Here is a 25879-nt window from a genome sequence, read left to right as displayed (position 1 = left end):
ACCTACCTCTTATGTTTCGGGTCAAGTACATCCCGCAGCCCGTCACCAAAAATATTAATAGCGATGACTGTAGCAAAAATAGACAGTCCTGGCGGTATCCACAACCACGGTCGTTGCTGAAAATCCAGCACATTGTTAGCGGCATCAATCATATTGCCCCAAGTTGGTGTCGTGGGTAGCACGCCAAGACCAAAGAAGCTGAGTACAGATTCACTCAAGATAGCTCCGCCAATATTCAATGTAGCGATAACGATCAACAACGGTAAAATATTCGGCAGCAGATGCTTGAACAGCTTTCGACGATTCGAGAGTCCCAGTACCGTCGCGGCTTGCATAAATTCACGTTCCCGCAAACTAAGCATCTGGCCCCTCACCATCCGTGCAATCCCCGGCCAGTTGACCAGACTAAGCATCAGCATGACAATATACATCCGTTGATCGGGTTGAACCTTCCAGTCAGATAGCAGCGCGCCCATAATAAATAGCAGGGGCAAACTGGGAATTGTCAGCAGCAAATCAGCAACGCGCATAATAATCTGATCTGCAATCCCGCGAAAATATGCGGATATGACCCCCAGCGTAGCCCCCAAAAAGACTGACAATACCATGGAAGCCAAACCCACGGTAAGAGAAATTTGACCTGCCTGCATCACACGTGTCAGCACATCCCGTCCCAGCTTGTCTGTTCCTAACCAGTGATGGATATTTGGCGCCTTGTTCATCATTAATATATTTGTTTTATTATCGGAATAAGGAGAAAATAACGGGCCGATAAAACAGAGCAAAAACATAAATACCACGACGAGCAGACCAGCCATAGCAAGCTTGTTTCTGAACAGCTGCCGGAGCGCTTGCTGCCACATTGAAGATTTAACAGTTGCTTGCAGTCTGCCGTTGCTCTTGCTCAAATTACTGCTCACGGATGACATTCCTTAGCCCCCTTCTTACACTTTCACACGCGGGTCCGCGATGCGATATAAAATATCGGACAACAGTGTCCCGATCACGCTCAATATGGCAATTAGCATCGTAAAGCCCATAAGTAGCGGATAATCCCGGAGCGAAAAGGATTGCATGTACAACTGACCGATTCCCGGCCAATTAAAAATCTTTTCAATAATCAGGGACCCGCCAAACAGCGCAGGTAATTCGAAGCCAACGAGCGTAATGGCAGGCAGTAATGCATTTCTCAATGCGTGCGTAAAAAGTACCTTTCTTTCCTTTAAGCCCTTTGCACGGGCTGTGCGTATATAATCCTGCTGGATCACGTCGATCATATTGCTACGGAAGTAGCGGGTCAACGACCCCAGTCCCAGCAGCGTCATAACGATCACTGGCAAGGTCATATGCTGGAGAACCTCCTTCACATACTCCATACCTGTAGCGTTACTGCCCGTATTGAGCATGCCACCGGGTGGCAACCACTTCAGGTCAACCGCTGCGATTTTAATCAGATACAGCCCAATAAAAAAAGAGGGCACAGACATGGCAGCGAAAATCACTATCATTACCAAAGTATCAAACCATGAATACTGCTTATAAGCAGCAACCACACCAATAATGACCGCGATAAACCAGGTCAGGAAGGTCGATATAACGGCCAGCAAAAACGAGTTCCAGATATATTCATTAAATAAGGTCAGCACCGGCTTCTGCTGGGCAAGCGAATAGCCAAAATTGCCATGCAGCGCATTGCCTAGCCAATTTCCATAGCGTTCAAGAATAGGCTTATTGAGGCCGTAAATTTCCCTCAGCTCCGCCTTTCTCTCTGGCGACAGCTTCAGATTGCCGCTAATGAAATCTCCCGGTGTCATGGCATACAGGAAAAAAATCATCATCGATGCGGCCAACAAAATAATAACCATATACGTCAGTCTTTTCGTTAAAAACGAGCTCATGACAGACTCCTTTCAATTCAAGGTCAGGCTACTCATTACGTTTCCCCCATTTGGGAGGCCCCTTGATCCGAACCTGATGTTCTTCACAAGGGGCCCGCAAATGTGGCTTATTTAAGGGACCATTCGAACAAATTACCAGACAAGCCAATGAACGGACTGACCTTTACATGTTCCATCCGACCATTGTAGGCATACACCGTCTTCTTATAGTTGGTAAAAATAACGGGCAGTTCATCGTTTAGCAGCACATATAATTCTTTATATATTTTCTTGCGTTCTTCCATATTCGTCGTAGACAAGCCTTTTTCATATAGCTCTTTTACCTTTGGATTGTTATATCCCTTGACTTCTCCATTGACGAATTGCTCGATTCCATCCGATGGATCTGTCAGCATGCCTGTCGAGAAGGCGGCGAGATCATAATCTTTACCTTCTACTTTGGCTACCATTGCATTAAAGTCTGCAAAGATTTCCGGCTGAAGGTCAACACCAATCGCTTTGTAATTTTCAGCCGCAAGCGCAATAAAGGTGTCTGTTTCTGGACGTTTAGAGGTCAGCAGGTGAATGGTCAGCTTCTGACCGTTTTTCTCACGGATACCGTCACTACCTTCCACCCAACCCGCTTCATCCAGCAGCTTTTTCGCTTGCTCCGGGTCGTAGTTGTATGGATTGATTCCATCGGTCGTGTAAGACCAGAATATTGGGGAAGCTGGAATGTTTGCGACCGCCCCTGCTCCCTGAGCTGCGTCGACATAAATACTTTTCCGATCTAGTCCATAGGTCAATGCTTGACGAACCTTTTTATCCTTAAGCTTTTCATTTTCTAGATTTACTTGCAAATATCCGTAAGTGCTAGGGGTATACGGCAAAATGTTTAAAAAGCCAAGCCCTTTCAGTTTGTCAATATTTTCCTGAGTTGCGGTGAAGGATGCAAAGTCGGTATCGCCCGTTTCAATAAACTGCCAAGCATCGCCTTCTGCTGTTTTGTAAATGAAATGCTGTGTTTTCGGCTTGCCTTTGAAAAAGTGATCATTCGCCTCCAGACGAACTTCTTGCCCCGGAATAAATTTTTCCAGCTTATAAGCCCCATTCCCCAGAGGACTACTATGTAGATTCTTAAAATAATCCAGCTGTCCAAACTTATAATCCTTGCCGTAGTAGGCTTTGGACAGTACATATTCACCCAGAATCGGCAGAGCCAACGCGTTAGGTTTTTCCAACGTCGCAGAAATGGTCTGCGCATCAATTACCTTGATTCCTGCAATTTGTTTTGCCTTGCCTTCCGTATAGGCGTTGCCGCCTTTAATGTTCAGCTTTCGGATTTGACTGTCGCCAGGATAGGCTTTGTCATAGATCAACGTCCAAGTAAAAGCGACATCTTCTGCTGTCAAAGGGGAGCCATCACTGAATTTAGTACCGGGAACCAGATGAAATGTATACGTTAGATTATCTTTAGAAATATCCCAGCTCTTAGCCAGATTGGGCAGCGGAAGCCCCTTCTCGTCTACTGTGACCAGCGGAGTCCACAATTGCGAAATCACGTTGCCGTCATAGCCGCTTTGGTTAAAATACGGAGTAAACACCCCGGCTGGGTCAGTCAGACCCACAATAATCGTGTCGCTTCTCTTTTTGGACACTTCCGGCAATTTGGACATATCAGAGGCCTTTACCAAACTTGTTAATGGCTGCGTTGTAGTAGCTGTCTGTGTGTCCCCATTATTTTGGGCAGTAGCATTGTTGGAGCTGTCCGGTCCACCGTTAGAGCAAGCCGCCAGCAAAATAGAGCTCGCCAGAAGTAGACTGCTAAGTAAAATAATACTCTTTTTCAACATAATCCCCCCGAGTTAAATTATTAAATTCCGATAGAACAAGTTGTGATTAAGAAGATAAACCTCATTATAGGAATTTATTGGGGTTCTGTAAAGGGAGAACTACATTTTTTATGTAAAAAAAAGACGTCAACTCATCTGGATTCCAAATGATCGACGTCTATTTGTTTAAAGTGTTAAAGTCTGACGGGTGCGTGCAGCCTAATTTCGCTCCATATAGCCAAAAATGCTCCGATGCATTTCATCCACAGCCGAAAGCCGTGCGCTATATCCGAGTAATGTTTCTCCATCAAAATGTGCATGAATGAAGCCGGAGGCCCGGAGCTTAAAAATATGGTCGTGCGTGATTCCCTTGGACAGCTTGAGATGACGGACAATCTCAATAAAGGTTCGTGGAGACTGGCTTTGATACAAATATTTTAAAATCCTAAGCCTGCTCTTCTCCCCCAAGCTTCGGATCATTCGATATTCCTGTGGGGATAAAAAATCTTCCTCCTGAACATAAATTCCTGCCGAGTAATGGCATAACAGGAGCGACCCAAATCGATAAATAATATTTATCGGCTGAAAATGGTATTGAGGCACCAGCAACACGCGCGTCAGTCCCTCGGAAGGCTCGAACCGGAAGCCATTAGTGGTACGATCCACCCACTCCATAGAGCTATAAACGCCCTTCTCCTTATTTCTTCGTTCAGCTTCCTGTTCCAGACCGCTTAGAATACTTATATCCACATGGCGAAAATACTCTTCGTCCCAGCCAGATAGCAGTTGCAAAGCAAGTTTGCGAAGCTTCTCCATGTCGTCAGGCAGCGGAATCCCATAGGCTGATGCCTGTTGTTTTAATTCCTGTAAAGTCTGGCTTTCCAAACGGTCTACGACCTCTTCAACGCCCCCCTGATCAGAAAGCATATAGACAAGTCCATAAATAACCTTCCAATCTGCATTGATTTCCATGGACTCCAGCAATTCGGACAAACCTGGAGACAGCGTTCCACTCACTTGCTCCGCCCATCCGGCTGATAAGTCGGTCTTCTTGTAAGCCTTGCGGCAAATAAAGGTGTGTAAGCTGCTGAGCAGCTCAAACACCGGTCCATATGCTACATGTACATCGTAAGGAGCATTCACGTCGTGACTCATCGCTTTCTGTCCTCTTTTCTATCATATCTGATGTCCATTATACATACTATCGTACACCCATTCATTCTTAGTGAGCCATTCGTACGAGAATTTAGCAAAACACAGACACAAATATGAAGGAAACAAGCGCTATAATCAAAGCGCAAAAAAAGCCTGATCTCACCAGACTTTAACTGTTCAGCTATGAATTCAAAAAGGTTGTCTCCCACAAATATCGCAGGAGACAACCTTGGGTCAAATAGTATAATGTTTAAAGTTTGTTAGCTGCTACTTTCCACTCTAAAATTCCTGTGGATGCTGAACCTTTGGATACCATTTCAATTCTTAATTTCGTTGTTTTTACAGGCGTAAAAGTAGTTGTATTATACTGGTCTGCCGAAGCACCCAATCCATTAGCCTGCTTGACATTGGACCAGCTGCGACCATTCCAATACTTAATCTTGTAAGACTTAAGAACATCAATGCCACCGCCATCTTTAAACCAATAGACATCCGTTTGGGATACCGTATATTCTTGATCAAAATCATATTCGACCCATTGTGTACCTGTCTCAGGCCAAAATGAAAAAACCGTTTATTCACTGAATCAATTCCATCGCAGAATTTGATTTTGGAATAAACGGCTCTATTTATAAGCTTTTTCACACTACTCTAGTAATTTTTTAGCGGGTAGGAAAACGAGAGGTATCCTTCTTAACCTAGCTCCAGGTATAACGCAACATCCAGGTATCCACTCTGTTATTTTGGGAGATTTCCCGGCCCACATAATAGTTGGCACAGGAAAACCACCGCTAGGCTCATGCTCTACTCTATGGATATCAATGCTGATTCAGCCAGTGAAGCCAGTAGCTTCGCTGTTCCCGGCAACGCACGTTCGTCCAAATCAAAGGCAGGATGATGCCATTCCTGGCTTCCCTCAGTGCCGACAAAGACAAATACACCTGGGATGTTCTTCTGATAAAACCCAAAATCTTCGCTCGCCGAGGATGGTATGGGACGAACGACATCCAGACCGACCGCTTCCGCCGCCTCTTCCGCGATAGCGGCCAACTTACCGTCATTCAGAACAGGTGGCGGACCCTCGATCCAGCGGATGGTTGCTTTCGTGCTGAAAGCATCGGCAACGCCTTTTACGACCTGCTCGAAGCGCTCAGTCACCTGGGCGCGAACGTTCTCGTCAAATGTGCGAATTGTTCCGTCCAAATGGGCGCGGTCAGGAATGATGTTCCAAGCATTGCCACTGTGCAGCTTGGTGACGCTAATGACCGCACTATCCAGCGGATTAACGCTGCGACTCACAATGGATTGCAGCGCCGTAATGATATGTGACGATACCACGATAGGGTCAATCCCTGCATGCGGCACTGCCGCATGTGTGCTCAGACCCTCCACCTCGATGTAAAAACCATCCGCCGCTGCCATTAGAGGACCTTCTTTGATGCCGACCGTGCCTACGGGCAGGTCTGGCTTGTTATGCAGGCCAAATATGGCCTGCACCCCTGCCAACGCACCGCTGTCCAGCACTTGGGCAGCGCCTTTGGCCTTTTCCTCAGCTGGCTGGAACACCAGCCGAACCGTGCCTTTCAGCTCCTGCTCCCGCTGCTTCAGGAGTATGGCTGCTCCTAACAAGGACGCGGTATGAAAATCATGCCCACAAGCATGCATCTTGCCCGGATGCACCGAAGCATAAGGCAATCCCGTCTCCTCCTGAATAGGCAACGCATCAATGTCTGCACGAAGCGCGACAGTTGGTCCCTCCTGCCGTCCGCCAATTTCCGCTACTAATCCGGTACGCAGCGGCACATCCAGAATCGTTATGTTCTGTTCTTCCAACAGACGTCGGATAAAGGCGGTAGTTTCAAACTCCTCGTTAGATAGCTCGGGATTTCGATGCAGATGGCGGCGAATATCCACCAGTTGCTGCTCCAAAACCTGCTCCTTCGTTCCGGTTGATCCACTCATCCCTATTCCTCCTTCGTGAACCCAAAATAGTTACAATTCTCTCAGACCAACAATTTCTAGGACTGCACAGGCAATCCGGCAAAAGCTTCATGCAACAACTCGAACGAGCGCACGCGCTTGTGTATATCTCTTATTCCTGTCGTAACGATCAGCTCATCGACCTGATACTTCGCTTGAATTTCCGTCAGGACAGCATAAATTTCGTCTTTATTCCCTTTGTTAATTTGCGCTTGTGTAGCTTCAATTGTATATTCTTCACCCGATTGCTTGCCAAACTTTTCTGCACTTTCCAACGTGCCCACCGTAGCCGTCTTGCCACTGGCCAGATGAATTTTGTACAGCTTGTGCTCCCCTGCTAACTCTGCAGCTTCCTCGGAAGTGTCCGCTACGATGACTGAAAGCGCAAAAAGAGCTTTCGGCTCACGTCCATAACTATAATCGAAAGACGCCCGATACGTACGGAATGAGTCCAATGCAACCTGCTCATTACTATTGATAAATTGCGAGAAAACGTAGGGCAACCCCAAACGCGCAGCAATTCCAGCACTGTCTGTACTTGTACCCAAAACGTAAATATCTGCCGGTGTTTCTGGAATCGGATTCGCCTGTAACCCGGCTAACGGTCCTTCTTCAGACGGAATATTATGAATATAGCGACTTACTTCATCAATTTTTTCTTCGAGAGAAGGCGCATCATGAACGTTTCGTTGTAACGCCTGTGTGGATTTCGGCAACCCGCCCGGTGCGCGTCCGATTCCCAAATCTACGCGACCCGGTGCAAGAGAGGACAGCACATTAAAGTTTTCGGCTACTTTATAAGGGCTGTAATGCTGAAGCATCACTCCACCAGAACCGACTTTAATACGCTCAGTGCGTGCCAGCAAGTGGGAAATGAGTACCTCTGGCGAAGAGCCCGCAACCTGCTCGGAATCGTGATGCTCTGATACCCAGAAGCGCGTAAAACCCAATTCCTCTACACGCTGTGCTAGCTTAATCGTATTACGAAGGGCCTGCGCTGCCGTTTCCCCCTCGTGTATAGGGCTTTGATCCAATACTCCGATTTTAATACTCATGTCTCCCTCTCCCGTCTAAATTGAATAGTTATATTCCGGTGTAATCCGTTTCAGGAATTGTTGGGTACGTTCCTCTTTGGGGTGGTTAAAAATGTCGTCCGGTGTGCCTTCCTCGATAATATGACCGCCATCCATAAATACCACATGATTTGAAACATCGCGCGCAAAGCCCATTTCATGTGTAACGACAATCATCGTAATGCCTTCCTTCGCAATCTTGCGGATCACCGACAACACCTCACCCACCAGTTCAGGGTCCAGCGCCGAAGTCGGCTCATCGAACAAAATCACTTCCGGGTTCAGCGCCAAAGCACGCGCTATGCCGACACGCTGCTGCTGCCCGCCGGATAGCTGGCTTGGATAATGATTTAGCTTTTCACCCAGACCGACCTTTTCCAGCACTTCAATGCTAATTTTTTTCGCTTCCTCCTGCTTGACCTTGCGGACAACGACAAGTCCTTCCATGACATTTTCCAGTGCTGTTTTATGCTTGAACAAATTGTATTGCTGGAAAACCATAGCCGTCTTTTGGCGTAGAGCCAAAACATCCTTCTTCGCAGGTCGCTTGCAGTTCACTGTAAAATCTCCAATGCTGACTTCCCCATCATTCGGCTTTTCCAGATAATTAATGCAGCGTAGCAGAGTCGTTTTTCCTGAACCGCTCGGGCCTAAAATAACGACGACCTCGCCTTTGTTCACGGTCAAATCAATGCCTTTAAGCACTTCATGTTTGCCGAACGACTTCGTAATATTTTGCAGACGGATCATGATGCTCGACCTCCATTAAACACATTGATTTTTTTCTCCACCAACCCAGATATTCGCTCGATCAATACCGTCAAGCCCCAAAATAGCAGTGCAGCTGCGATATATACCTCCAAATATTTCCAGTTGGTAGATGCCAGAATTTCAGCCTGTGCCTGGATTTCTGTGACAGAAACCGTGAAAGCCAAGGTAGAGCCATGAAGCATCCCAATAACGGAATTCGTCAGATTTGGCAAACTCACCACGAATGCCTGCGGAAATACAATCCGTCTCAGCACTTGCCACGTCGTCATCCCGACAGCATAAGCCGCCTCGATCTGCCCCTTGTTGACCGATTGAATTCCAGAACGGACGACCTCAGACATATACGCGCCACTGGTAATGGAAAACGAAATGAGTGCAAATACCATATAAGGAACATCTTTGGATTGCAGCGGCCAGCCGAAATGCTTCGCTCCCGCATCAATTAACAAAGGCAAACTGAAATAAATAAGCAGCAAATGCATCAGCATCGGTGTGCCACGGATAAAGGTAACGTAACCGTGGGAAACCTGGGACAACACAGGAACCTTATAGATTCGCGCCAGCGCCGTTATCATACCGATGACCAACCCTGCCAGTACAGAAACCACCGTAATCATTAAGGTGTTGGGCAACGCGGAGAACAACCCTAAAAAGGCAGTATATATAAATCCAAAATCCAGACTCATATGCCTTTACCTCCTTTACTCAGACGAGGACTTCTCAGGTAGCGCACCACAAAACTTTTTCGTTTTTCGGGTTCTTTCTGCACTTCATCCCGATGCTCATGCCGGAGAAGCGTATTTTCCAGCACCCTGAACAATTTTTGTAAAATCAGACTGATGACCAGATAAATAAGGGATAACGCGATGTAGGTTTCAACAAAATGCTGGGTAGCCGACCCTAATGTCTGTGATTTCCCTGTCATCTCCATCGCTCCGATTGTAAATGCCAGCGAGGTATCCTTCAGATTGCCAATCACCAGATTGGAAAATATCGGAATCACCACAGCCAGCGCTTGCGGCATTATGATACGTGTAAAGGTCTGATAGCCTGACATGCCGACGGACTGTGCAGCCTCGATTTGTCCTCGGTCTACTGCCTCTACTCCTGACCTGATAATTTCGGAAATAAAGGCTCCACTATTGAGTGCGTAGGTCGCTACAGCAAACCACAGCACATCCCATCTGGAGGAATTGATATCTACCAGCTTTAGTAGCTCTGGCAGGCCGTAATACACCAGAAACAATTGGATTAGAATAGGTGTTCCGCGAAAAAAGGAAACATACACCTGAGAAACACGTTTGAGAAATGGAATGTTATACATGCGAGGCAGCGCAACCAACAGACCAATGATAAGCCCCAATACAAGCGAGCTTGCTACAATAAACAAGGTGATGTGTAAGTAAGACAGCATTTTCGGGATAAAGCTAAAAACATAGTCAATATTGAACTCTCTGCTCATATGCCTGCCTCCTTTCTATACATCAGCGGTCAGAATACATAGAGTACCCTGACCGCTGAAATGTCCAAGTCTATCCTTACTTTTTACTGCTGTTACCTTCCTTTTTCACATCTTCCAGAGACTTCGTGAAATCCTCTCCAAGCCATTTAATGCTCAGCTTCGACAGCGTACCGTCGTCCTTCACTTCCTGAATGGCTTTGTCCAGGTCATCCGCCAATCCTTGCTCATTTTTATTCAGTACATACAGTACATCCGATTGAGTCAAAGGATCACCAACGGTTTTCAGAGCTACTTCTCCTTTTTCATCGGTGTTAAAACGGTTCGCAAAGTCTGTCGTAACGGTAGCATCTATACGGCCACTCGTAATTTGTTGCACCGTATCATTGGCCGCACCACTCGTATAAACGATATTCAGGGCATCTCCATGGTTTTTGTTATATTCTTTTAGCACATACGCCGCATTACTGGTTGGGCTGGTAAGTACCTTTTTCCCTTTCAAATCATCAATGGAATGAATGGTATTGTTATCCTTCGCTACAGCGACTCTGTTCAGAAAAATGCTATATGGATTTTTGTTGAACAGATACTTGGCTTCGCGCTCCGGGTTTTTTTCCATTTGATGCGATACCAGATCAATCTTGCCGGCATCGAGACTTAGCAGCAAATTTCCAAAGTCCATCGTTTTGAATTCAAACTCGTATTGAGGCAGGCGCTTGTCCAGCTCCTTAATCAGCTCCACATCAAAACCTGTTAAATTTCCGTTTTCGTCAATAAAACATACATTTTTGAATTGAGTACCTGTGCCTACGATAATTTTCTTCACGTCTCCGCTTGAACCTGACGCGCTAGACGCGTTATCTGAGGAACCGCAGCCTGCCAACACCAGGATGATTGCCATAACAGACAATATTGCAAACCACTTTTTCATATGAATCCCCCTCATCTCTTTGTATATCAGCAGTTTGCGACATACATAGTAGCTACAGTATATAATAATCAATAATTCCTATAAACTTAATTGGTTTTAGGATGTGATTAATTTAACACCTGGAAATCTATATGTCAATCCACCAAGCTATAGAACTTTTCTATAACAAAACAGCACCCCGGAAGCCCTCTGTCAGTGCATCTGCAAAATCCGAGGTCACTGCACAGTCTTCTTTGGTCGCAATTATGCTAATCTGCATCGACACCCCAGCTACCTCTGGAACATGGATACGGAACAGTTTCTGATCTTTCACTTCACGGTTTACACAGACATCCGGCAAGAAGGCAATACCCGCTTCTTCCAATACCAGCTTTTTGGCCGTGACCACATTGTCTACCTGAAAAGCAATGTCTGGTGGCTGCTCCAGTGATTCAAAAGCGTGATGAATTCTCATCCAATCTAGTGATCCGCATTCAAAAAACACCAGTGTTTCACGTTGAATATCCTGTATGCTGGCCTTTCCTGTCTTCATAAACGGATGGCCGTCGTATACATACAGGGAAATCGGATCTTCATAAAAAGCAAGCGTACGGATAGCCGGATGCATCACTTTACGGACAAAACTAATGTCTACCTCACGGTTCAACAGTTTATGTAGCAGTTGATCCGTCGTTGCCGTCACAATTTTGTAGTTAACCTCTGGATAACGGGCACCAAGCTGCTTTAATATCTCTGGAATAATGTAGTTCGACACCGATATCGTGCAGCCAATTCGAATTTGTTGAGGGGCTTTCTTACGCTGTTGGAGCTTTTGCTTCCCTTTTTGCAGCACCTGAAGCATCTGCTCCGCATAAGGAAGAAACTTTCGTCCATCCTCCGTCAGAACCGTTTGCTTGCTTTGACGGTCGAACAGCTTGCATTCTAGCTCGCGCTCTAGCGTCTGAATCCGGGCTGTAACAGAGGGCTGGGACAAGAACAAGGCTTCTGCCGCCTTATTAAAGCTCCCATAATGATTCACGTATACAAAGGCTTCCATATTCTCGATATTCATACGCAAGTCCCCCAGTAAGTTTTATATACACTTATCCAATATATTAACTCGGTTTTTTTGTATCATAAAACTCACTGAACGACCTGTCAATGGACATATTGAAAAAAATATCTATAATTTTAATAGCTCATTTAATTCTTTAACAGAACGTTCCAACCGTGCAACCAATTCTTCGGACAACCCGTATAGTCCATCCGGCAGACGTTCGACCCACTGATCCACTGCATACACCCCGCCAAGAATATGTCTTCCGCCCAGTGCATTGATAACCGGCTTCAATGCATAGTCAATGACCAGCAGGTGAGCCAGTGTGCCTCCGATAAATAAAGGCAAGACAGGTTTCCCTCTTAGTCCCTCCTGCGGAACCAAATCCAGAAAGATTTTCAATAGTCCTGAATAGGACGCCTTATAGACTGGAGAAGCCACAATGACGGCATCCGCTGCTGCAATCAGCGCAAGTGATGCTGTGATATCAGGGCTGTTAAAGTTAGCTGTGACTAGATCCTCCGCTGGCAAGTCGACCACATTCAGCAGTTTGACCTCCGCTCCAGCCTGCTGCAACTGCTCCGTTGTATAGTGAATCAAGCCGTATAAACGGGATTGTGTAGACGGACTGCCTGATAGGATGACAACCTTGGACATATTTTTTCCTCCTTCTGTTATGCGTCAACCTTCACTTTAGATCTGGCCGCTGTGTAGCGGTTCTCAGGTATAGGCACGCCCAAGTTTTCACGCAGTGTGCTAAATTCATAATCCTGACGGTACACACCGCGTTCCTGCAAAATAGGCACAACCAGATTTACGAAGTCATGCAGACCCGATGGTACATCAGAACCAATAATGAATCCGTCTGCTCCTTTTCTATCAAACCACTCCTGCACTCGATCCGCCACCTGCTCAGCGGTTCCGATAAAAGAGGTTTTCGGCGTAGCTGAACGCAACGCAACCTCGCGTAAGGTCAAGTTTTGTTCCTTGGCTACTCGTTTGATTTTATCTGTACCGCTGCGGAACGCATTGCTGCCAATACCATCAAGCTCAGGGAATGGCTCATCCAGCGGATATTGTGAGAAATCATGATGATCGAAGAAACGTCCCAAATATTTTAGCGCAGCCTCAATCGTCACCAGATTAGTGATCTCTTCATACTTACGTTCCGCTTCCTCCGTTGTATTGCCAATAATCGGCGATATGCCTGGCAAAATGACAATATCCGCTTCGGATCTACCATAGCGTACCGCACGTTCTTTCACATCATGATAAAACTGCTGCGCTTCCTCTAACGTTTCATGTCCTGTAAATACAGCATCCGCTTCCTTGGCGGCCAGGTTTTTGCCATCCTCCGAGGAACCTGCCTGGAAAATAACCGGCTGTCCCTGCTTGGATCGTCCAATGTTCAGCGGACCCTGCACAGAGAAAAACTCACCTTTGTGGTTCAATGTATGCAGCTTTTCAGGATCAAAAAATACTCCAGCTTCCTTATCACGAACAAACGCATCCGCTTCCCACGAGTCCCACAATCCTTTCGTAACCTGTAAATATTCCTCTGCAATTTTATAGCGCTGCGGATGCGACGGGTGCTCGCCTTTGCTAAAGTTAAGGGCAGAGCCTTCCAGCGGGGAAGTCACCACATTCCAGCCTGCACGACCTCCGCTAATATGATCAATGGAAGAAAACTGGCGTGCTACCGTGAACGGTTCGCTATAGGAAGTCGACAATGTGCCAACCAGTCCGATATGCTTCGTCACTCCAGCCAAAGCAGACAAAATCGTAATTGGCTCAAAACGGTTCAGAAAGTGAGGAATGGATTTTTCGTTAATGAACAGGCCATCTGCGATAAATACGAGGTCGAACTTTCCTTCCTCTGCCTTTTGCGCCTGCGTTTTATAAAATTCAAAGTTAACACTCGCGTCCGCAGGTACTTCAGGGTGACGCCAAGTCGTCATGCTTCCCCCAACGCCGTGAATAATCGCACCAAATTTAATTTGTTTATTCTTAGCCATAACTCTTCCACCTCTCTTGAACATGATTGTTATACCACTTGATTGTAACTTTCCAGCACTTTACCCAACTCTTCCAGATCCGGGTTGAGCAGGGCTTCATATTTGTTATCCCCGCCTACTTCGACGACAGGAACATAACGAACACCATATTTGGTTTCCAGCACGTCACGCAGCGCATCATTTCCGTCCACTTGGATATTTTCATACGGCTGATTTTGGGATTCCAGGTACGATTTGATCTCTCCACAAAAATGACAGCCGGTTTTGCTCCACAATACAACTTTAGGTTTGGACGACATATACATACCTCCGTGAGCTTAATGTTTATAATTCCGATGAATTAAATAAGGATTATATTTATAATGTATCCTGCCGACCCTTTTCCGTCAATCGCTTGTGTAATAGACATTGCTAATTCAACGATAGAAAATTTTAATCTTATATCGTATTTAATCGGTTTATTGGTAGCTCAGTTATTTAAATTTAGGGGAATTGGAGTTTAAATGTGCCTTGACGCGGATATCCTTGGAATAGTAGCGCCCTTGTGGCGAAATGAAATGGGGTTGAGTAAATGCAGGATTGGGCCGAGGTTGCTATACGCACATTAATGGCTGTCGCTATATTATTTTTAATCACCAAAATTCTTGGAAAACGTCAGGTATCCCAGCTTTCCTTGTTCGAATATATAACAGGAATCACGATAGGTAACCTGGCTGCTACCATTCCTATGGAGCGTGAATCCACCTGGTATCTAGGCCTCATAGCCTTGTCAGTATGGGTACTGACAACACTTGGCATTGAATATTTGCAAATTAAAAGCAAGAAAATCAGAGATATAACAGATGGAAGGACAACAATCCTGATCAAAGACGGCAAAATTTTAGAGGATAGTCTGAGAAAGGAACGGCTCACCCTGGATGAACTCATGGAGCAGCTACGAAGCAAGAATGTATTCAAAGTATCTGATGTAGAATTTGCTCTCATGGAAACCAGTGGCGAAGTCAATGTGCTGTTAACCAAAGACAAGCAGCCTGTGACGCTTAAAGATTTGAATATGTTTCAGCTACCGGAGAAGGAACCCACAGCAGTCATTATGGATGGACAACTTATGGAGCAACAAATGGCATATATGGGGATTACTCAACAATGGCTGGATGCCAAGCTAAAGGAAAAGAGCCTGACGGTCAAAGATGTGTTTTTCGCGCAGGTGGGCACGCAAGGGGAGCTATATATTGACCCATACAGCGATAATGTACAGCTAAGCAAGGTGCAGGATTCGAATCAAGCCGTGCTGACTTTGCTGGAACAATGCACAACGGAATTGCAAAAACTCGCATCTGGTTCCAGTGAGCAACAAAGAAAACAGCTGTATGAGCAATGCTCACAAAGCTTGAAAGAAGCTATACAGGAGATGCAGCCGGTAAATACATCTAAGTCCTGAGCGCATACGCATATGCCATAAGAGTATAAGTATGGGAACTAAAAAGGAGCGTCCTTCAGCCGTTTATGGCTTTGAAGGCGCTCCTTTTTATATTACTGTGCCGGTGTACATTTCACAGTTGTTGCTGCCTTTCATTCCTTGCCGGCGCAGCGGCAGCATAACCGTAAATACCGTTCCTTCTCCCACCTTGCTGGATACAGAGATAGAGCCGGTATGCATCTCTGTTATTTTATAGGCAATGGACAGTCCCAAGCCGCTGCCACCTGCGGATCGAGCCCGTGACTGGTCTGCTTTATAAAATCGTTCAAAAATCCGCTGCTGATCCTGTTCGTTGATGCCCTGCCCCGTATCCGCAATGCGGATAACCGCCTGTTCACCGTTACTTGAAAGAGAAACAGATATGCTTCCACCCTGTGGTGTAAATTTAATGGCATTGTGAAGGAGATTTACCCAAACCTGGCCCATCAGATCCTCGTCCGCGTTAATCTCAACGATATCCACCTCAACAGTCATCTCGATTTTTTTAGCCTCCCATTGCGGTTCGCAGGCGAGAATAAGCGAAATTAGCTGCTTGTCCAGCCGATAAAGGGACGGACGAAACGGATGCCGCTCCGAATCCAGAATCGCCAGCTTCATGAGATTATCGCTTAGCTTGGATAGACGAATACACTCCGTCTCGATGATCGTCAAATACCGGTCTCGCTGTTCACGATCCAGATTCTCGTCCTTGAGCGCCTTGGCGAATCCGATTATCGAGGTCAGCGGTGAGCCAATTTCATGGGATACGTTTGAAATGAACTCCTCCCGCAGCTTTTCCATAGCCTTCAGATTTGCAGCCATATCATTGATACTGTCCACCAACTGTACATAAGGATGCGGCCTCCGATGTTTTCCGTTCCTCCCGCCGAGATCCCAATTCAGATTAATGTGAAAGTCTCCTTGCGAAATACGTTTTAAAGCATCGATCATTTCGGTAAAAGCGTGCTGTTCTCTAGGCTGGAAGAAGCGCCTTACCGTCATACTGATAATAACGAAGAAGAAAAAGCCAAGCGTCGTATTCATAAGAAAGACGAACAAACCATGGGGAGCCCATGACATGTGCGAATAGATCGCCTCCATAATAAAGAACGCGGCAGTCCAGCTGAGATACAGCACCAATAACACCAGCATGAGTCTCGCAAGGATATGGAGGAATCCCGGTTCTCGTTTCATTGCCTTACCTCCAGCCGATAACCCAATCCTCGGATCGTACTGATCCGGAAGGAGTGGCTTGCCTCCGGAAACCGTTCCCGAAGGCGTTTGATATGGACATCAACCGTTCTTTCGTCTCCCTCGTAATCGTAACCCCAGATCTGTTCGATCAACTGGTCGCGGGTAAAGGTTTTGCCAGGATAGCTGGCCAGCTTGAAGAGCAGCTCAAATTCCTTGCGCGGCAGGGTAATCTCCTCTTGCCCAGCCCGGCATTCAAATGTATCACTCCGCAGGACAAGATCTCCGACAGTCACTGATTTGGAAACCATGATACGATAGCGTTTTAATAAAGCCTTCACACGTGCAACAAGCACCATGGGGTCGAATGGCTTGACAAGATAGTCGTCCGTTCCGAGCGCGAAACCTTTCACGATCTGTGTCGTCTCGCCTTTAGCTGTAAGCATAAGCAGCGGCAGGTCGGTTTGCTCTCTCAGCTTACGACACAACTCCCAACCATCCATTCCCGGCATCATGATATCAAGAACAAGTAAATCGACCTTGATTTGATCAAAAATGCGCATCGCGTCCAACCCATCCACCGCCTCGACTACCTCCAGACCTTCCATCCTCAAAAAGTGTCCGACCAGTTCGCGAATATGCGGATCATCATCAACGACCAATACACGCGCCATTTCAATCTCCCCCTAACTAGTTCTGCCTTAAATCTCTCATCCTCGTCAAGAAGACTGCCATCTTATGCTTTACGCATATATGCACGCACCGTAAGCGGCGCGAAGATCGCCACAATGACTGTAGCGCCAAGCAGGGAGATCGCCAGTTCCCCGCCAATCATTCCCGTATTCGCAAGCTCCCTGACTGCGTTCACAAGATGTGAAATCGGGTTGACGTTCACAAACCACTGTAGCCAACCAGGCATTGTGTCCACAGGCACAAATGCGTTGGAAACAAAAGTGAGCGGAAACAGAACAATCATGGAGATGCCCTGTACACTGGAAGCAGTGCGGGCAATCACGCCAAAGAAGGCGAAAATCCAGCTGACTGCCCAGGAACATACGATGACCAAAAGCGCGGCGATAGCAACACTCAGCAGTCCTCCCTCTGGCCGATACCCCAAAATATACCCCATGGCGAAGGTAAGTACAGTCGCAATAGTATACCGGATACTGTCAGCTAGCAGAGCTCCAGCCAAAGGCGCAATACGTGCGATTGGGAGTGACTTGAACCTGTCGAACACTCCTTTGTCCATATCCTCACGTAGTTGGACGCCGGTAACGACGGAGGTCGAGATCACAGTCTGCACGAGGATGCCTGGAATAATAACCGGCAAATAATGCTGCACGTCTCCTGAGATGGCGCCACCAAAGATATAGGTAAACATAAGTGTGAAAATGATCGGCTGGAGCGTGACATCAAACAATTGCTCGGGAGTATGCCGGATCTTTAGAATGCCCCGGTAGGCCATCGTCATGGAATTGAAGAACGCCTGTCTGAAACTCACAGACTTCTTCAATGTGCGATCAAAACCTGTCATAACCGTAGTGCTCTTCATGCTCTCGCCCCCTCCCCAGCATGCGCTCCTTGGGACGTCTGCTGCTCGTTCACTTGTGCCCCATGACCAGTGATGGACAAAAACACCTCGTCAAGCGTCGGCTTTTGCACACTCATTTCTGCTAGACGAATCTCTCCAGTACGGAGGGCAATCAGCAGGTCCGTTACCCGATCTGCATTGGCCATCGGAGAAATAATCTTTCCAACTTCCACTGACACGCTGGACTTGACTGAAAGCACCTGTTCAACGATCTGAACAGCTCTCTCAATGTCCTGTTGATTTTGCACTTTGAGTTGCAGAGTCGACGCCCCCACTGCCGCTTTCAGTTCATCCACCGTACCCTCAGCGACTACCCGGCCATGATCGATCACCGCGATTCGGTCAGCAAGTTGATCCGCCTCGTCGAGGTACTGAGTAGTGAGCAGTACGGTGGAACCGGTCTTGACCAGACGCCGGATCGTGTCCCACATCTGGACACGCGTGCGCGGGTCTAGTCCGGTAGTCGGCTCATCCAGGAAGATCAGCGGCGGCTTAGCAATGAGACTGGCGGCCAAGTCCAGTCGGCGGCGCATGCCTCCCGAAAAATTTTTTAACGGTCGCTTGGCTGCTTCGGCCAAGCCAAATTCCTCCAACAGCTCCGCTGCCTTATGACGCGCCTCGGCACGTCCCAGTCCAAGCAGTCTAGAGAAGATGATCAGGTTCTCAGTAGCGCTAAGCGACTCATCGACCGATGCGTATTGGCCTGTTACCCCGATCAATTGACGCACAACCTGCGGCTCCTTTACTACATCGTGTCCGAAGATACGCGCTGATCCACCATCAGGTCGCAATAACGTTGACAGCATTCGGATGGTAGTCGTCTTACCTGCTCCATTAGGGCCGAGCACACCGTAGATCGTGCCAGCACGGACATTCAAATCGACACCGTCAACCGCATGCTTATCACCAAAAGTTTTAACGAGTCCCCTTGCTTCAATGGCCAAGGTCTCTTTTTTGTCTGTATAATCCACATTCATATCCTCCCTATAAGGTTTCTATAGCGAGGATAACCCACGTTTATGAACTGAATATGAATAGAAAGATATTGAACCTATTTACACTGTAAAAAAATAATCTCGTTCTACCTTGCTCACTCTTAAACCAAATGTTTTATACCACTCGGATTTCCCTTTTTCCTGCGCTACCTTGTGCAGCTCGTTATGTTTCCAATTTTTTATAGCGTCTAGAGACTCCCAATAGGAAACTGTGATGCCTACTCCATTGTGATCACGAACACTTTCCACACCTAGAAAACCAGGCTGCTCGGCAGCCAGTTCCACCATTTTGTCTCCCATCACTCCGTATCCGCCATCTCCTTCCGTACGTTCAGAAGTAAAGATAGCCGCATAATAGGGTGGCCGAGGAGTTTTAGCAATTGAGTTCATATGTTCCTCCTAAAACAAAAATATATAACCTTTCTTTCATTTGATTATAATCATAAATATTAAATAAAAAAAATGAATATATCTGATATGATACATGAATATATTTCATTAAAAATAGGAGTGAACACGAATTTGTTTAAATATAAGATTTTTCTTTGTGTAGTTGAAATGGGAAGTTTCACAAAGGCCGGGGAAGTTTTAAATCTTACACAATCAGCAATCAGCCATGCGATCTCTGGATTGGAACATGAGCTAGGGTTGACTCTTCTGATCCGAGGTCGTTCAGGCATCAGATTGACCAATAACGGAGAAAGATTGATGAAGCAATTTAGAGAGATCGTACAAATGGACGAAAAGCTCTACCAAGAGGTAGCTCTAATTAAAGGATTGGAAATCGGAACCGTAAAGATCGGCACATTTTCAAGCGTCTCTATTCATTGGCTGCCCCGTATTCTAAAAAAATTCAATGAGCAGTTTCCTCTTATTGAAATAAAACTGCTCGATGGGAACTACCATGAAATTGAGAGCTGGATAGTCAGTGGAGAGGCTGATTTCGGCTTTGTGAACCTACCCACGTTAGACGCATTAGAGGCGTTGCCTTTAAAAGAAGAAAGCATGCTTTGTCTACTCCCTTCCGATCATATTCTAGGAAAGCAAGCCTCCATTCGAGTAGAACAGCTCAGAGATGAGCCTTTTATTATGCCTGTTGCAGGCTGTGACACCGATGTAAGGAATATTTTTTCACAGCATAATATGTCACCTAAAATCAAATATGAATTAGAAGATGACCATGCGATTATGGCTATGGTGCAGAATGGCCTAGGCGTGAGTATTCTTCCTGAAATGATCCTGTCTCACATTCCTTACGACATCTCTATTCGACCTTTGGATGAAAGGCATTCCCGTACTATCGGTATCGCTACCGCTTCCTTAAAAAGTGTTTCTCCAGCAGCTAAAAAATGCATGGACTTTATTACTGAATGGATCAACTAGCTTCATCATGTCGGCCAAGGAAGCGGATTCTCAAAACTGGACCAGTCCATATCCATTTCATTATCGTTCAGCAGACATTCATCTAGCTCTTCTTCCAAGTCCGGTCGATTCATTCCGATACCGATCATGACGATTTCGTTCATGCGATCGCCCCATTGTTCATCCCATTGGTCCAGAGCCTCAGGGTCAGCTGCAACGATCTCCTGCCGTTCTTCTTCGGATAATGCAGCAAGCCAGCTTCCCGCAGGGCCAAATTGAATAGATGGTCCTGCCTGACTAATACTCGCTGCCCAATCCTGCGGGGTTGCAATCCAGGCCAAACCTTTGGCGCGAACGACTTCCTGCGGCCAGTAGTTCATAAATTCAGCCAATCTCGCAGGATGAAATGGTCTTCTACGGCGATATACAAAGGAATGAATCCCATATTCGTCCGTTTCCGGTGTATGGCTTTCAAGCTCCAGCTCCCGAATCCATCCAGCGGATTGACTAGCCTTGTCAAAATTGAACAGCCCTGTATTCAAAATGTCCGAAGGAGCGACCTTTCCCTTGGAAGTACGAATGATTCGGGCTTCAGGCTGTAATCTCCGCAGCACACCCTCCAGCTTATCCAGCTCAGCAGACTGAACCAGATCGCACTTATTCAGAATCAATACATCACAGGTTTCAATCTGGTCTATGAGCAAGTCCGAGATATCACGCGTGTCGTCTTCACCAGTAGCCTGCCTGCGATCCAGTAACGTTTCTCCTGATTCAAAATCATGCCAGAAACGGTTCGCATCGACTACGGTCACCATGCAATCCAGTTTTGCCAGCGATGCCAAATCAATGCCAGTTCCTTCATCGGCGTACGTAAAGGTTTGAGCGATTGGCACGGGCTCACTGATGCCTGTAGACTCGATTAAAATATAATCAAACTCGCCTTGCTCCGTCAGCTTCTTGACCTCCAGTAATAAATCTTCACGCAATGTGCAGCAAATACAACCATTAGACAACTCGACCAGTTTTTCTTCTGTTCTGGACAAGCCGCCCTCTTTTTTAACCAGCTCGGCATCTATATTCACTTCACTCATGTCATTGACGATGACTGCTACTTTCATTCCGTCCCGATTGTTTAATACATGATTCAAAATCGTTGTTTTTCCTGCACCCAAATATCCGCTCAACACGGTTACCGGTATTGGTTTCTTATTCATGCTGGTACCCTCCCTTGAATATTAGTTTTTCATTCTTTAAATCGTAATGATTACTATTAAACATCAACTTTCAGTAATATACAGCATCCCTTTTGCCTTGTCAACTGTGAAGAAACTCTTGAAATGAATAATCTAAGGTTGCTTCGTTGCGATATCTGTTTATGGTTCCTATTCTAGTTGTCATTGTGATAACCCAACAAAAGCTAGCCTCTTTGGAAAGTCATGACGAAACAACCAGGAACGTGATTGTGGTGGAGCTTCATCGGATTTGGCTTATTTTATGCTCCGCTATGCTTCGCATCGGCTTATTCACCGGGTTGGTTGATTGCGGGAACCCGGCAAATTACCATTATTTCTGGTTCTTTGCTTGTCCCTTTATTTTCGGAATTCTGCCTGTCATACTCGCCTCATTCGCCTATCCATTAGGTAATCGCAAAATGATGGAGTGCTTTTTGCATTAATGGGAGAATTATTTTTTTGTATATCCCCATGCCGTCTCCTTTATCATGGATGGGTATGTTCATCGTCATCCTCGGCATGATTCTGCGCAGTTATGTAACACATGCTAAAAGCTTTATGTAACTTCAAGCATTAGAAAAAGACCGCAAAATAGATGCGGTCTTTTTAAATTTCTTATATCGAACGATCTTACTTTTCTACATTTTTTTTGAATTCGATCATAAAGTCTTTAGGATCTGATTCTACAGTATAAGGGAATACACCTTGTTTCGTATGCAAATAAAGAACACCATGGCCCTGCCCGATACTTTTAAACGATATATCATATACCTCATTGAGAGAAAACTCCCGGTACGCTGATACAATTTTAGTTGTATACAAGTGTAAAACTCGACGATGAATGACTGTTTCCTGTTTTAACGGAGTTACGATCCTTTCCGCTTTGTAATACGGCTGGACTGAAACAATATTGTGCACACGATCCCTCCACATTTATTATCAATCCAGACGGACATGACGCAAATCCTGCACTATGGGCTGCTTTCATTTTGGTTGTTTTGAAGACGTATTTTGTTCCAATACCGGCGCCAACTCATCCTGAACACTGTTTTCCCATAGAGGGACTCCCGAACGGTAGGCAGCTCTTCCATTTAGATGTCCGGCTACGGGAGAAGTGATAAAGACAAATACAATGGCAAGCAGTAATTTGATACTGACCACGTCTACATAAAACAAAAAATAAAGAAAGGCTCCTGTTAATACGCAAAGCACGCCAAGCGTTGCACTTTTGGTTGCGCCGTGAGAACGTAAATAAACATCTGGCAGCCGCATCAATCCAAACGCGCTCAATCCACAGAACAGAGCACCGAGTAAAACAAGGATCGCAATAAGCAACTCACCGATCAAGTTCATCACCCCCAGTATCTATGACGGCGTCTCTTTCTATATATCTCGCCAATGCCGTTGTTCCTATGAACGTCAGTATTCCTATAACAAGAACAATCTCAATAAAATCCTGTGTCCTCAGCTGCATGCAGATCACAGCAATCATAGCTAGCAGATTTATACCTATCGTGTCCAGCGCTGCTACCCTATCCGGACGTGTCGGTCCTTTAATCAAACGGTACAAGCAACCTAATATGGCTAAGGAGAGAATAGCCAGTGATGCAGTCAAAAGTGCCGAAACTATCACTGTGTCACCTCCATGATCGCTTTTTCAAATGTCCCTCTAATTTGCTCAGAAAGCAGTGTCGCGTCCTGTATGTCCATGGCATGAATATACAGCATTTGACCTTCTCCAGATACTTCTAGAGTGAGCGTTCCTGGTGTCAGACAAATGAGGCACGATAAAATAGTGATCTCCCAATCTGACTTTAGGGCGGTCTCATAGGCAAAAATGCCTGGGCGGATCGTCAGCTTCGGGCGGAGAATATGATGGATAACCGCAAAGCTGGAAACGATCAGTTCCCGCATAAACAGAAGTAGCAGCTTTAGGATGGCCCATATACGCTTCAGGTAGAAAGGTTCTGGACGGAATTTACGCAAAACAAGCAATATGGCTATCCCTAGCAGAATGCCCATGGTGAACCGCGACCCTGACCAGTCGTTGTTAAGTAGCATCCAGAGCAACGCAATCATCAGATTTAATAATATTTGAAAGACCATCTTCATCTACTCCTTTATTACAGCTTTGATGTATAGCGCGGGATGAGCCAGCACATCCCCGGCTTGTGCAACATAGGAATAGACCCAATCCGCCCCGATGCCCATCAATATAACCAGAACGAGCAAACCGGCCGCCACAGCATTCACACTTTTTAGCCCTATCCTCGGCAAGTCGCCTTCGGGTTCATTCCCCCAAAATGCAAGCCTGAATACTTTGATCAGCGAATACAGCACAAGGAAACTCGAGCCTAGCCCAATCAAGGATAATGTCAGCATTCCGGCATCCAGTCCGCCCCGAGTGATCAACACTTTACCGGCAAACCCGCTGAGCGGTGGAATACCTACAAGTGCAAGGGCCAGTGTAAAGAACATCCAGCCGATTAAGGGATAGCGTTTGATGAGGCCCCCCATATCTTTTAATTGGTCCGTTCCCGCTGCAGTGATAATGATGCCCCCAAGAATAAACATTAATCCTTTCGCCAACATATCGTGCAGCAAATAGAAAACCGCCCCATTCAATGCATCTGGTGTCGCTGCAGCCAGACCGAAGGCCACAAAACCTACACTGATAATGACGTTGTAATTAAAAATACGGGGAATATCATTATAAGCTACCGCTCCCAGTCCTCCCAGAATCATCGTAGCCGCCGCCATCCAGGCGATCCACGTATGCGTGAGTCCGGGATCATTCACAAAAATAAGAGTAAAGGTCCGAATGATTGCATACAGTCCCACTTTTGTCAGTAACGCACCGAACAAGGCCCTTATAGCAGACGGCGGCGAACTGTAAGAACCCGGCAGCCAGAAAAAGAGGAATAACCCCGCCTTCAATGCGAACACAATCAGGAACAGAACAGCGATCACATTGAGTACGCCGCCCTGCCCCGCTTCAGCAACCCGCTGAGACAAATGAGCCATATTCAGGGTGCCTACAGCCGCATATAGATAAGCAACTGCCGCCACAAAGAGTGTGGAAGACACAATGTTAATAAGCAAATATTTGGATGTTTCCCGAAGCTGGAGCTTCGTTCCCCCCAGTGAAATTAAGGCATAGGAGGAAATCAGCATAACCTCGAAGAAAACGAACAAATTGAACATATCTCCTGTAAGAAATGATCCATAGACACCTACAAGCAGGAAGTGAAAAAAGGTATAGTAATAAAAACGCTCCCGTTCTGCCCCTATACTGCGGAAGGAGTAGAGGAGAATACCCAAGCTTACCACTGAAGCGGTCAGCACAAGCAGAGCCGCAAACATGTCCCCCACGAACACAATGCCATACGGCGGCACCCATCCCCCCATTTGCAAAGTTTGTATACCCCCGCTATGAATGCGGTAAATCAGCACAAGAGCACTTATAATATTCAAAATGGCGCTAACTGTACTAATGAGCCGCTGAAGCAGAATCTTCTCCTTCAGAAAAATCAATATAACGGCGGTACACAAGGGAATTAAAATCGGTAGTGCCAAGAGATTGGTCATTGTTCTTCCCCCTTAACACTGTCGATTTCATCGGTGCCCAACGTCTGGTATGAGCGGTAAGCAAGCACGAAGAAAAAGGCAGTGACTCCAAAACTGATAACGATAGAGGTCAGAATTAACGCCTGCGGTAAAGGGTCCACATAAGTTTCCGCTTTACCTCCTAATACTGGAGCAGCTCCCGTCTTTAGCCCGGCCATCGTCAGTAGCAGCAGATGGACGCCATGTGTTAGCAAGGAAGTACCCAAAACAATACGCAGAAGACTCTTAGATAGAATCAGGTACACTCCAATTGTAAATAAAATACCGACTGCTACAGCCATAATCAGTTCCAT

28 protein-coding genes and 3 pseudogenes are annotated in these 25879 nt (G+C 46.2%); 3 read left to right on the top strand and 28 right to left on the bottom strand.

Translation table 11 applies throughout. The features are described from left to right. Positions 1 to 2 precede the first annotated feature (2 nt). From opp4C to ACYCS5_RS25745, 16 genes and pseudogenes are all read right to left on the bottom strand, one after another. On the bottom strand, positions 3 to 929 hold the full coding sequence (gene opp4C, locus ACYCS5_RS25820) for an oligopeptide ABC transporter permease (protein ID WP_459760316.1): 927 nt from the start codon (positions 927 to 929) through the stop codon (positions 3 to 5). Between the two features lie 15 nt (positions 930 to 944). Next, complete coding sequence (locus tag ACYCS5_RS25815) at positions 945 to 1898, bottom strand: ABC transporter permease (RefSeq protein WP_165147273.1); 954 nt, start codon at positions 1896 to 1898, stop codon at positions 945 to 947. A 107-nt stretch (positions 1899 to 2005) separates the two neighbouring features. Further along, positions 2006 to 3730, bottom strand: coding sequence for an ABC transporter substrate-binding protein (locus ACYCS5_RS25810; protein ID WP_342428838.1), 1725 nt, complete (start codon positions 3728 to 3730; stop codon positions 2006 to 2008). A gap of 198 nt (positions 3731 to 3928) precedes the next feature. Then, positions 3929 to 4864: an ArsR family transcriptional regulator gene (locus ACYCS5_RS25805; protein WP_029519125.1), complete on the bottom strand. Its 936-nt coding sequence runs from the start codon at positions 4862 to 4864 to the stop codon at positions 3929 to 3931. A 250-nt stretch (positions 4865 to 5114) separates the two neighbouring features. Further along, positions 5115 to 5366 (bottom strand): annotated as a pseudogene (locus ACYCS5_RS25800) (discoidin domain-containing protein); the annotation flags it as partial. A 196-nt stretch (positions 5367 to 5562) separates the two neighbouring features. Next, positions 5563 to 5669: pseudogene (locus ACYCS5_RS25795) on the bottom strand (dockerin); the annotation flags it as partial. After that, the gene (locus tag ACYCS5_RS25790) at positions 5669 to 6826 is read right to left on the bottom strand and encodes an amidohydrolase (protein ID WP_459760315.1); all 1158 of its coding nucleotides are present in this window, start codon (positions 6824 to 6826) and stop codon (positions 5669 to 5671) included. The pseudogene ACYCS5_RS25795 and the gene ACYCS5_RS25790, both read right to left, overlap by 1 nt. A 56-nt stretch (positions 6827 to 6882) precedes the next feature. Beyond that, the gene (locus ACYCS5_RS25785) at positions 6883 to 7899 is read right to left on the bottom strand and encodes an LLM class flavin-dependent oxidoreductase (RefSeq protein ID WP_165147282.1); all 1017 of its coding nucleotides are present in this window, start codon (positions 7897 to 7899) and stop codon (positions 6883 to 6885) included. Positions 7900 to 7914: 15 nt separating this feature from the next. Continuing rightward, positions 7915 to 8667, bottom strand: a complete 753-nt coding sequence (locus tag ACYCS5_RS25780) for an amino acid ABC transporter ATP-binding protein (protein WP_029519121.1) — start codon at positions 8665 to 8667, stop codon at positions 7915 to 7917. Further along, positions 8664 to 9374, bottom strand: a complete 711-nt coding sequence (locus ACYCS5_RS25775; RefSeq protein ID WP_029519120.1) for an amino acid ABC transporter permease — start codon at positions 9372 to 9374, stop codon at positions 8664 to 8666. The genes ACYCS5_RS25780 and ACYCS5_RS25775 overlap by 4 nt, the downstream gene beginning before the upstream one ends. Beyond that, the gene (locus tag ACYCS5_RS25770) at positions 9371 to 10150 is read right to left on the bottom strand and encodes an amino acid ABC transporter permease (RefSeq protein ID WP_029519119.1); all 780 of its coding nucleotides are present in this window, start codon (positions 10148 to 10150) and stop codon (positions 9371 to 9373) included. The genes ACYCS5_RS25775 and ACYCS5_RS25770 overlap by 4 nt, the downstream gene beginning before the upstream one ends. A gap of 76 nt (positions 10151 to 10226) precedes the next feature. Further along, the gene (locus ACYCS5_RS25765; RefSeq protein WP_029519118.1) at positions 10227 to 11078 is read right to left on the bottom strand and encodes a transporter substrate-binding domain-containing protein; all 852 of its coding nucleotides are present in this window, start codon (positions 11076 to 11078) and stop codon (positions 10227 to 10229) included. A 160-nt stretch (positions 11079 to 11238) separates the two neighbouring features. Next, the gene (locus tag ACYCS5_RS25760) at positions 11239 to 12129 is read right to left on the bottom strand and encodes a LysR family transcriptional regulator (protein ID WP_340885192.1); all 891 of its coding nucleotides are present in this window, start codon (positions 12127 to 12129) and stop codon (positions 11239 to 11241) included. A gap of 111 nt (positions 12130 to 12240) precedes the next feature. Beyond that, a complete protein-coding gene (gene ssuE / locus ACYCS5_RS25755; RefSeq protein ID WP_340885189.1) occupies positions 12241 to 12771 on the bottom strand; it encodes an NADPH-dependent FMN reductase in 531 nt (176 codons plus the stop codon). A 17-nt stretch (positions 12772 to 12788) separates the two neighbouring features. Next, a complete protein-coding gene (locus tag ACYCS5_RS25750) occupies positions 12789 to 14129 on the bottom strand; it encodes an LLM class flavin-dependent oxidoreductase (RefSeq protein WP_340885187.1) in 1341 nt (446 codons plus the stop codon). A gap of 29 nt (positions 14130 to 14158) precedes the next feature. After that, positions 14159 to 14428, bottom strand: a complete 270-nt coding sequence (locus ACYCS5_RS25745; protein WP_029519113.1) for a glutaredoxin family protein — start codon at positions 14426 to 14428, stop codon at positions 14159 to 14161. Between the two features lie 272 nt (positions 14429 to 14700). Here ACYCS5_RS25745 and ACYCS5_RS25740 point away from each other — a divergent pair, with 272 nt between their 5' ends. Continuing rightward, positions 14701 to 15570 carry a DUF421 domain-containing protein gene (locus ACYCS5_RS25740; protein ID WP_459760314.1) on the top strand — a complete coding sequence of 290 codons (870 nt, stop codon included), beginning with the start codon at positions 14701 to 14703 and terminating at the stop codon, positions 15568 to 15570. An 87-nt stretch (positions 15571 to 15657) separates the two neighbouring features. On the opposite strand, the gene ACYCS5_RS25735 is transcribed toward ACYCS5_RS25740, so the two are convergent. The 5 genes from ACYCS5_RS25735 to ACYCS5_RS25715 all read right to left on the bottom strand — a co-directional run bounded on the left by ACYCS5_RS25735 (position 15658) and on the right by ACYCS5_RS25715 (position 19755). Continuing rightward, complete coding sequence (locus ACYCS5_RS25735) at positions 15658 to 16782, bottom strand: sensor histidine kinase (RefSeq protein ID WP_459760313.1); 1125 nt, start codon at positions 16780 to 16782, stop codon at positions 15658 to 15660. Next, a complete protein-coding gene (locus ACYCS5_RS25730) occupies positions 16779 to 17453 on the bottom strand; it encodes a response regulator transcription factor (RefSeq protein ID WP_430024094.1) in 675 nt (224 codons plus the stop codon). Before ACYCS5_RS25730 ends, ACYCS5_RS25735 begins: the two co-directional genes overlap by 4 nt. A gap of 62 nt (positions 17454 to 17515) precedes the next feature. Next, a complete protein-coding gene (locus tag ACYCS5_RS25725) occupies positions 17516 to 18331 on the bottom strand; it encodes an ABC transporter permease (protein WP_459760312.1) in 816 nt (271 codons plus the stop codon). Continuing rightward, a complete protein-coding gene (locus tag ACYCS5_RS25720) occupies positions 18328 to 19347 on the bottom strand; it encodes an ATP-binding cassette domain-containing protein (RefSeq protein WP_430024092.1) in 1020 nt (339 codons plus the stop codon). Before ACYCS5_RS25720 ends, ACYCS5_RS25725 begins: the two co-directional genes overlap by 4 nt. Positions 19348 to 19425: 78 nt before the next feature. Next, positions 19426 to 19755, bottom strand: a complete 330-nt coding sequence (locus ACYCS5_RS25715; RefSeq protein WP_013310063.1) for an antibiotic biosynthesis monooxygenase family protein — start codon at positions 19753 to 19755, stop codon at positions 19426 to 19428. Between the two features lie 87 nt (positions 19756 to 19842). Here ACYCS5_RS25715 and ACYCS5_RS25710 point away from each other — a divergent pair, with 87 nt between their 5' ends. Continuing rightward, the gene (locus ACYCS5_RS25710) at positions 19843 to 20748 is read left to right on the top strand and encodes a LysR family transcriptional regulator (RefSeq protein WP_430024091.1); all 906 of its coding nucleotides are present in this window, start codon (positions 19843 to 19845) and stop codon (positions 20746 to 20748) included. Between the two features lie 5 nt (positions 20749 to 20753). Here ACYCS5_RS25710 and ACYCS5_RS25705 read toward each other — a convergent pair whose 3' ends face one another. Continuing rightward, entirely contained in the window at positions 20754 to 21941 is a 1188-nt protein-coding gene (locus ACYCS5_RS25705) for a GTP-binding protein (RefSeq protein WP_459760311.1), read from the bottom strand. A gap of 140 nt (positions 21942 to 22081) precedes the next feature. On the opposite strand from ACYCS5_RS25705, the pseudogene ACYCS5_RS25700 reads away from it, so the two are divergent. Beyond that, a pseudogene (locus ACYCS5_RS25700) lies at positions 22082 to 22523 on the top strand (multidrug resistance efflux transporter family protein); the annotation flags it as partial. 66 nt (positions 22524 to 22589) lie between these two features. Here the strand turns inward: ACYCS5_RS25700 and ACYCS5_RS25695 are convergent. The 6 genes from ACYCS5_RS25695 to ACYCS5_RS25670 form a co-directional block, all read right to left on the bottom strand. Next, on the bottom strand, positions 22590 to 22877 hold the full coding sequence (locus ACYCS5_RS25695; RefSeq protein ID WP_238437775.1) for a hypothetical protein: 288 nt from the start codon (positions 22875 to 22877) through the stop codon (positions 22590 to 22592). 66 nt (positions 22878 to 22943) lie between these two features. After that, complete coding sequence (gene mnhG / locus ACYCS5_RS25690; RefSeq protein WP_459760310.1) at positions 22944 to 23312, bottom strand: monovalent cation/H(+) antiporter subunit G; 369 nt, start codon at positions 23310 to 23312, stop codon at positions 22944 to 22946. After that, on the bottom strand, positions 23296 to 23589 hold the full coding sequence (locus ACYCS5_RS25685; protein WP_340887085.1) for a Na(+)/H(+) antiporter subunit F1: 294 nt from the start codon (positions 23587 to 23589) through the stop codon (positions 23296 to 23298). Before ACYCS5_RS25685 ends, mnhG begins: the two co-directional genes overlap by 17 nt. Beyond that, positions 23589 to 24065: a Na+/H+ antiporter subunit E gene (locus ACYCS5_RS25680; RefSeq protein WP_165147321.1), complete on the bottom strand. Its 477-nt coding sequence runs from the start codon at positions 24063 to 24065 to the stop codon at positions 23589 to 23591. Before ACYCS5_RS25680 ends, ACYCS5_RS25685 begins: the two co-directional genes overlap by 1 nt. A gap of 6 nt (positions 24066 to 24071) precedes the next feature. Then, positions 24072 to 25547, bottom strand: a complete 1476-nt coding sequence (locus ACYCS5_RS25675) for a Na+/H+ antiporter subunit D (RefSeq protein ID WP_459760309.1) — start codon at positions 25545 to 25547, stop codon at positions 24072 to 24074. Continuing rightward, positions 25544 to 25879 carry a Na(+)/H(+) antiporter subunit C gene (locus tag ACYCS5_RS25670; RefSeq protein ID WP_134902158.1) on the bottom strand — a complete coding sequence of 112 codons (336 nt, stop codon included), beginning with the start codon at positions 25877 to 25879 and terminating at the stop codon, positions 25544 to 25546. The genes ACYCS5_RS25675 and ACYCS5_RS25670 overlap by 4 nt, the downstream gene beginning before the upstream one ends.

Source organism: Paenibacillus sp. SEL3 (genome assembly GCF_054602585.1).
The sequence above is the reverse complement of the archived record's forward strand: the minus strand, read 5'-3'. Positions and strand labels throughout refer to the sequence as shown.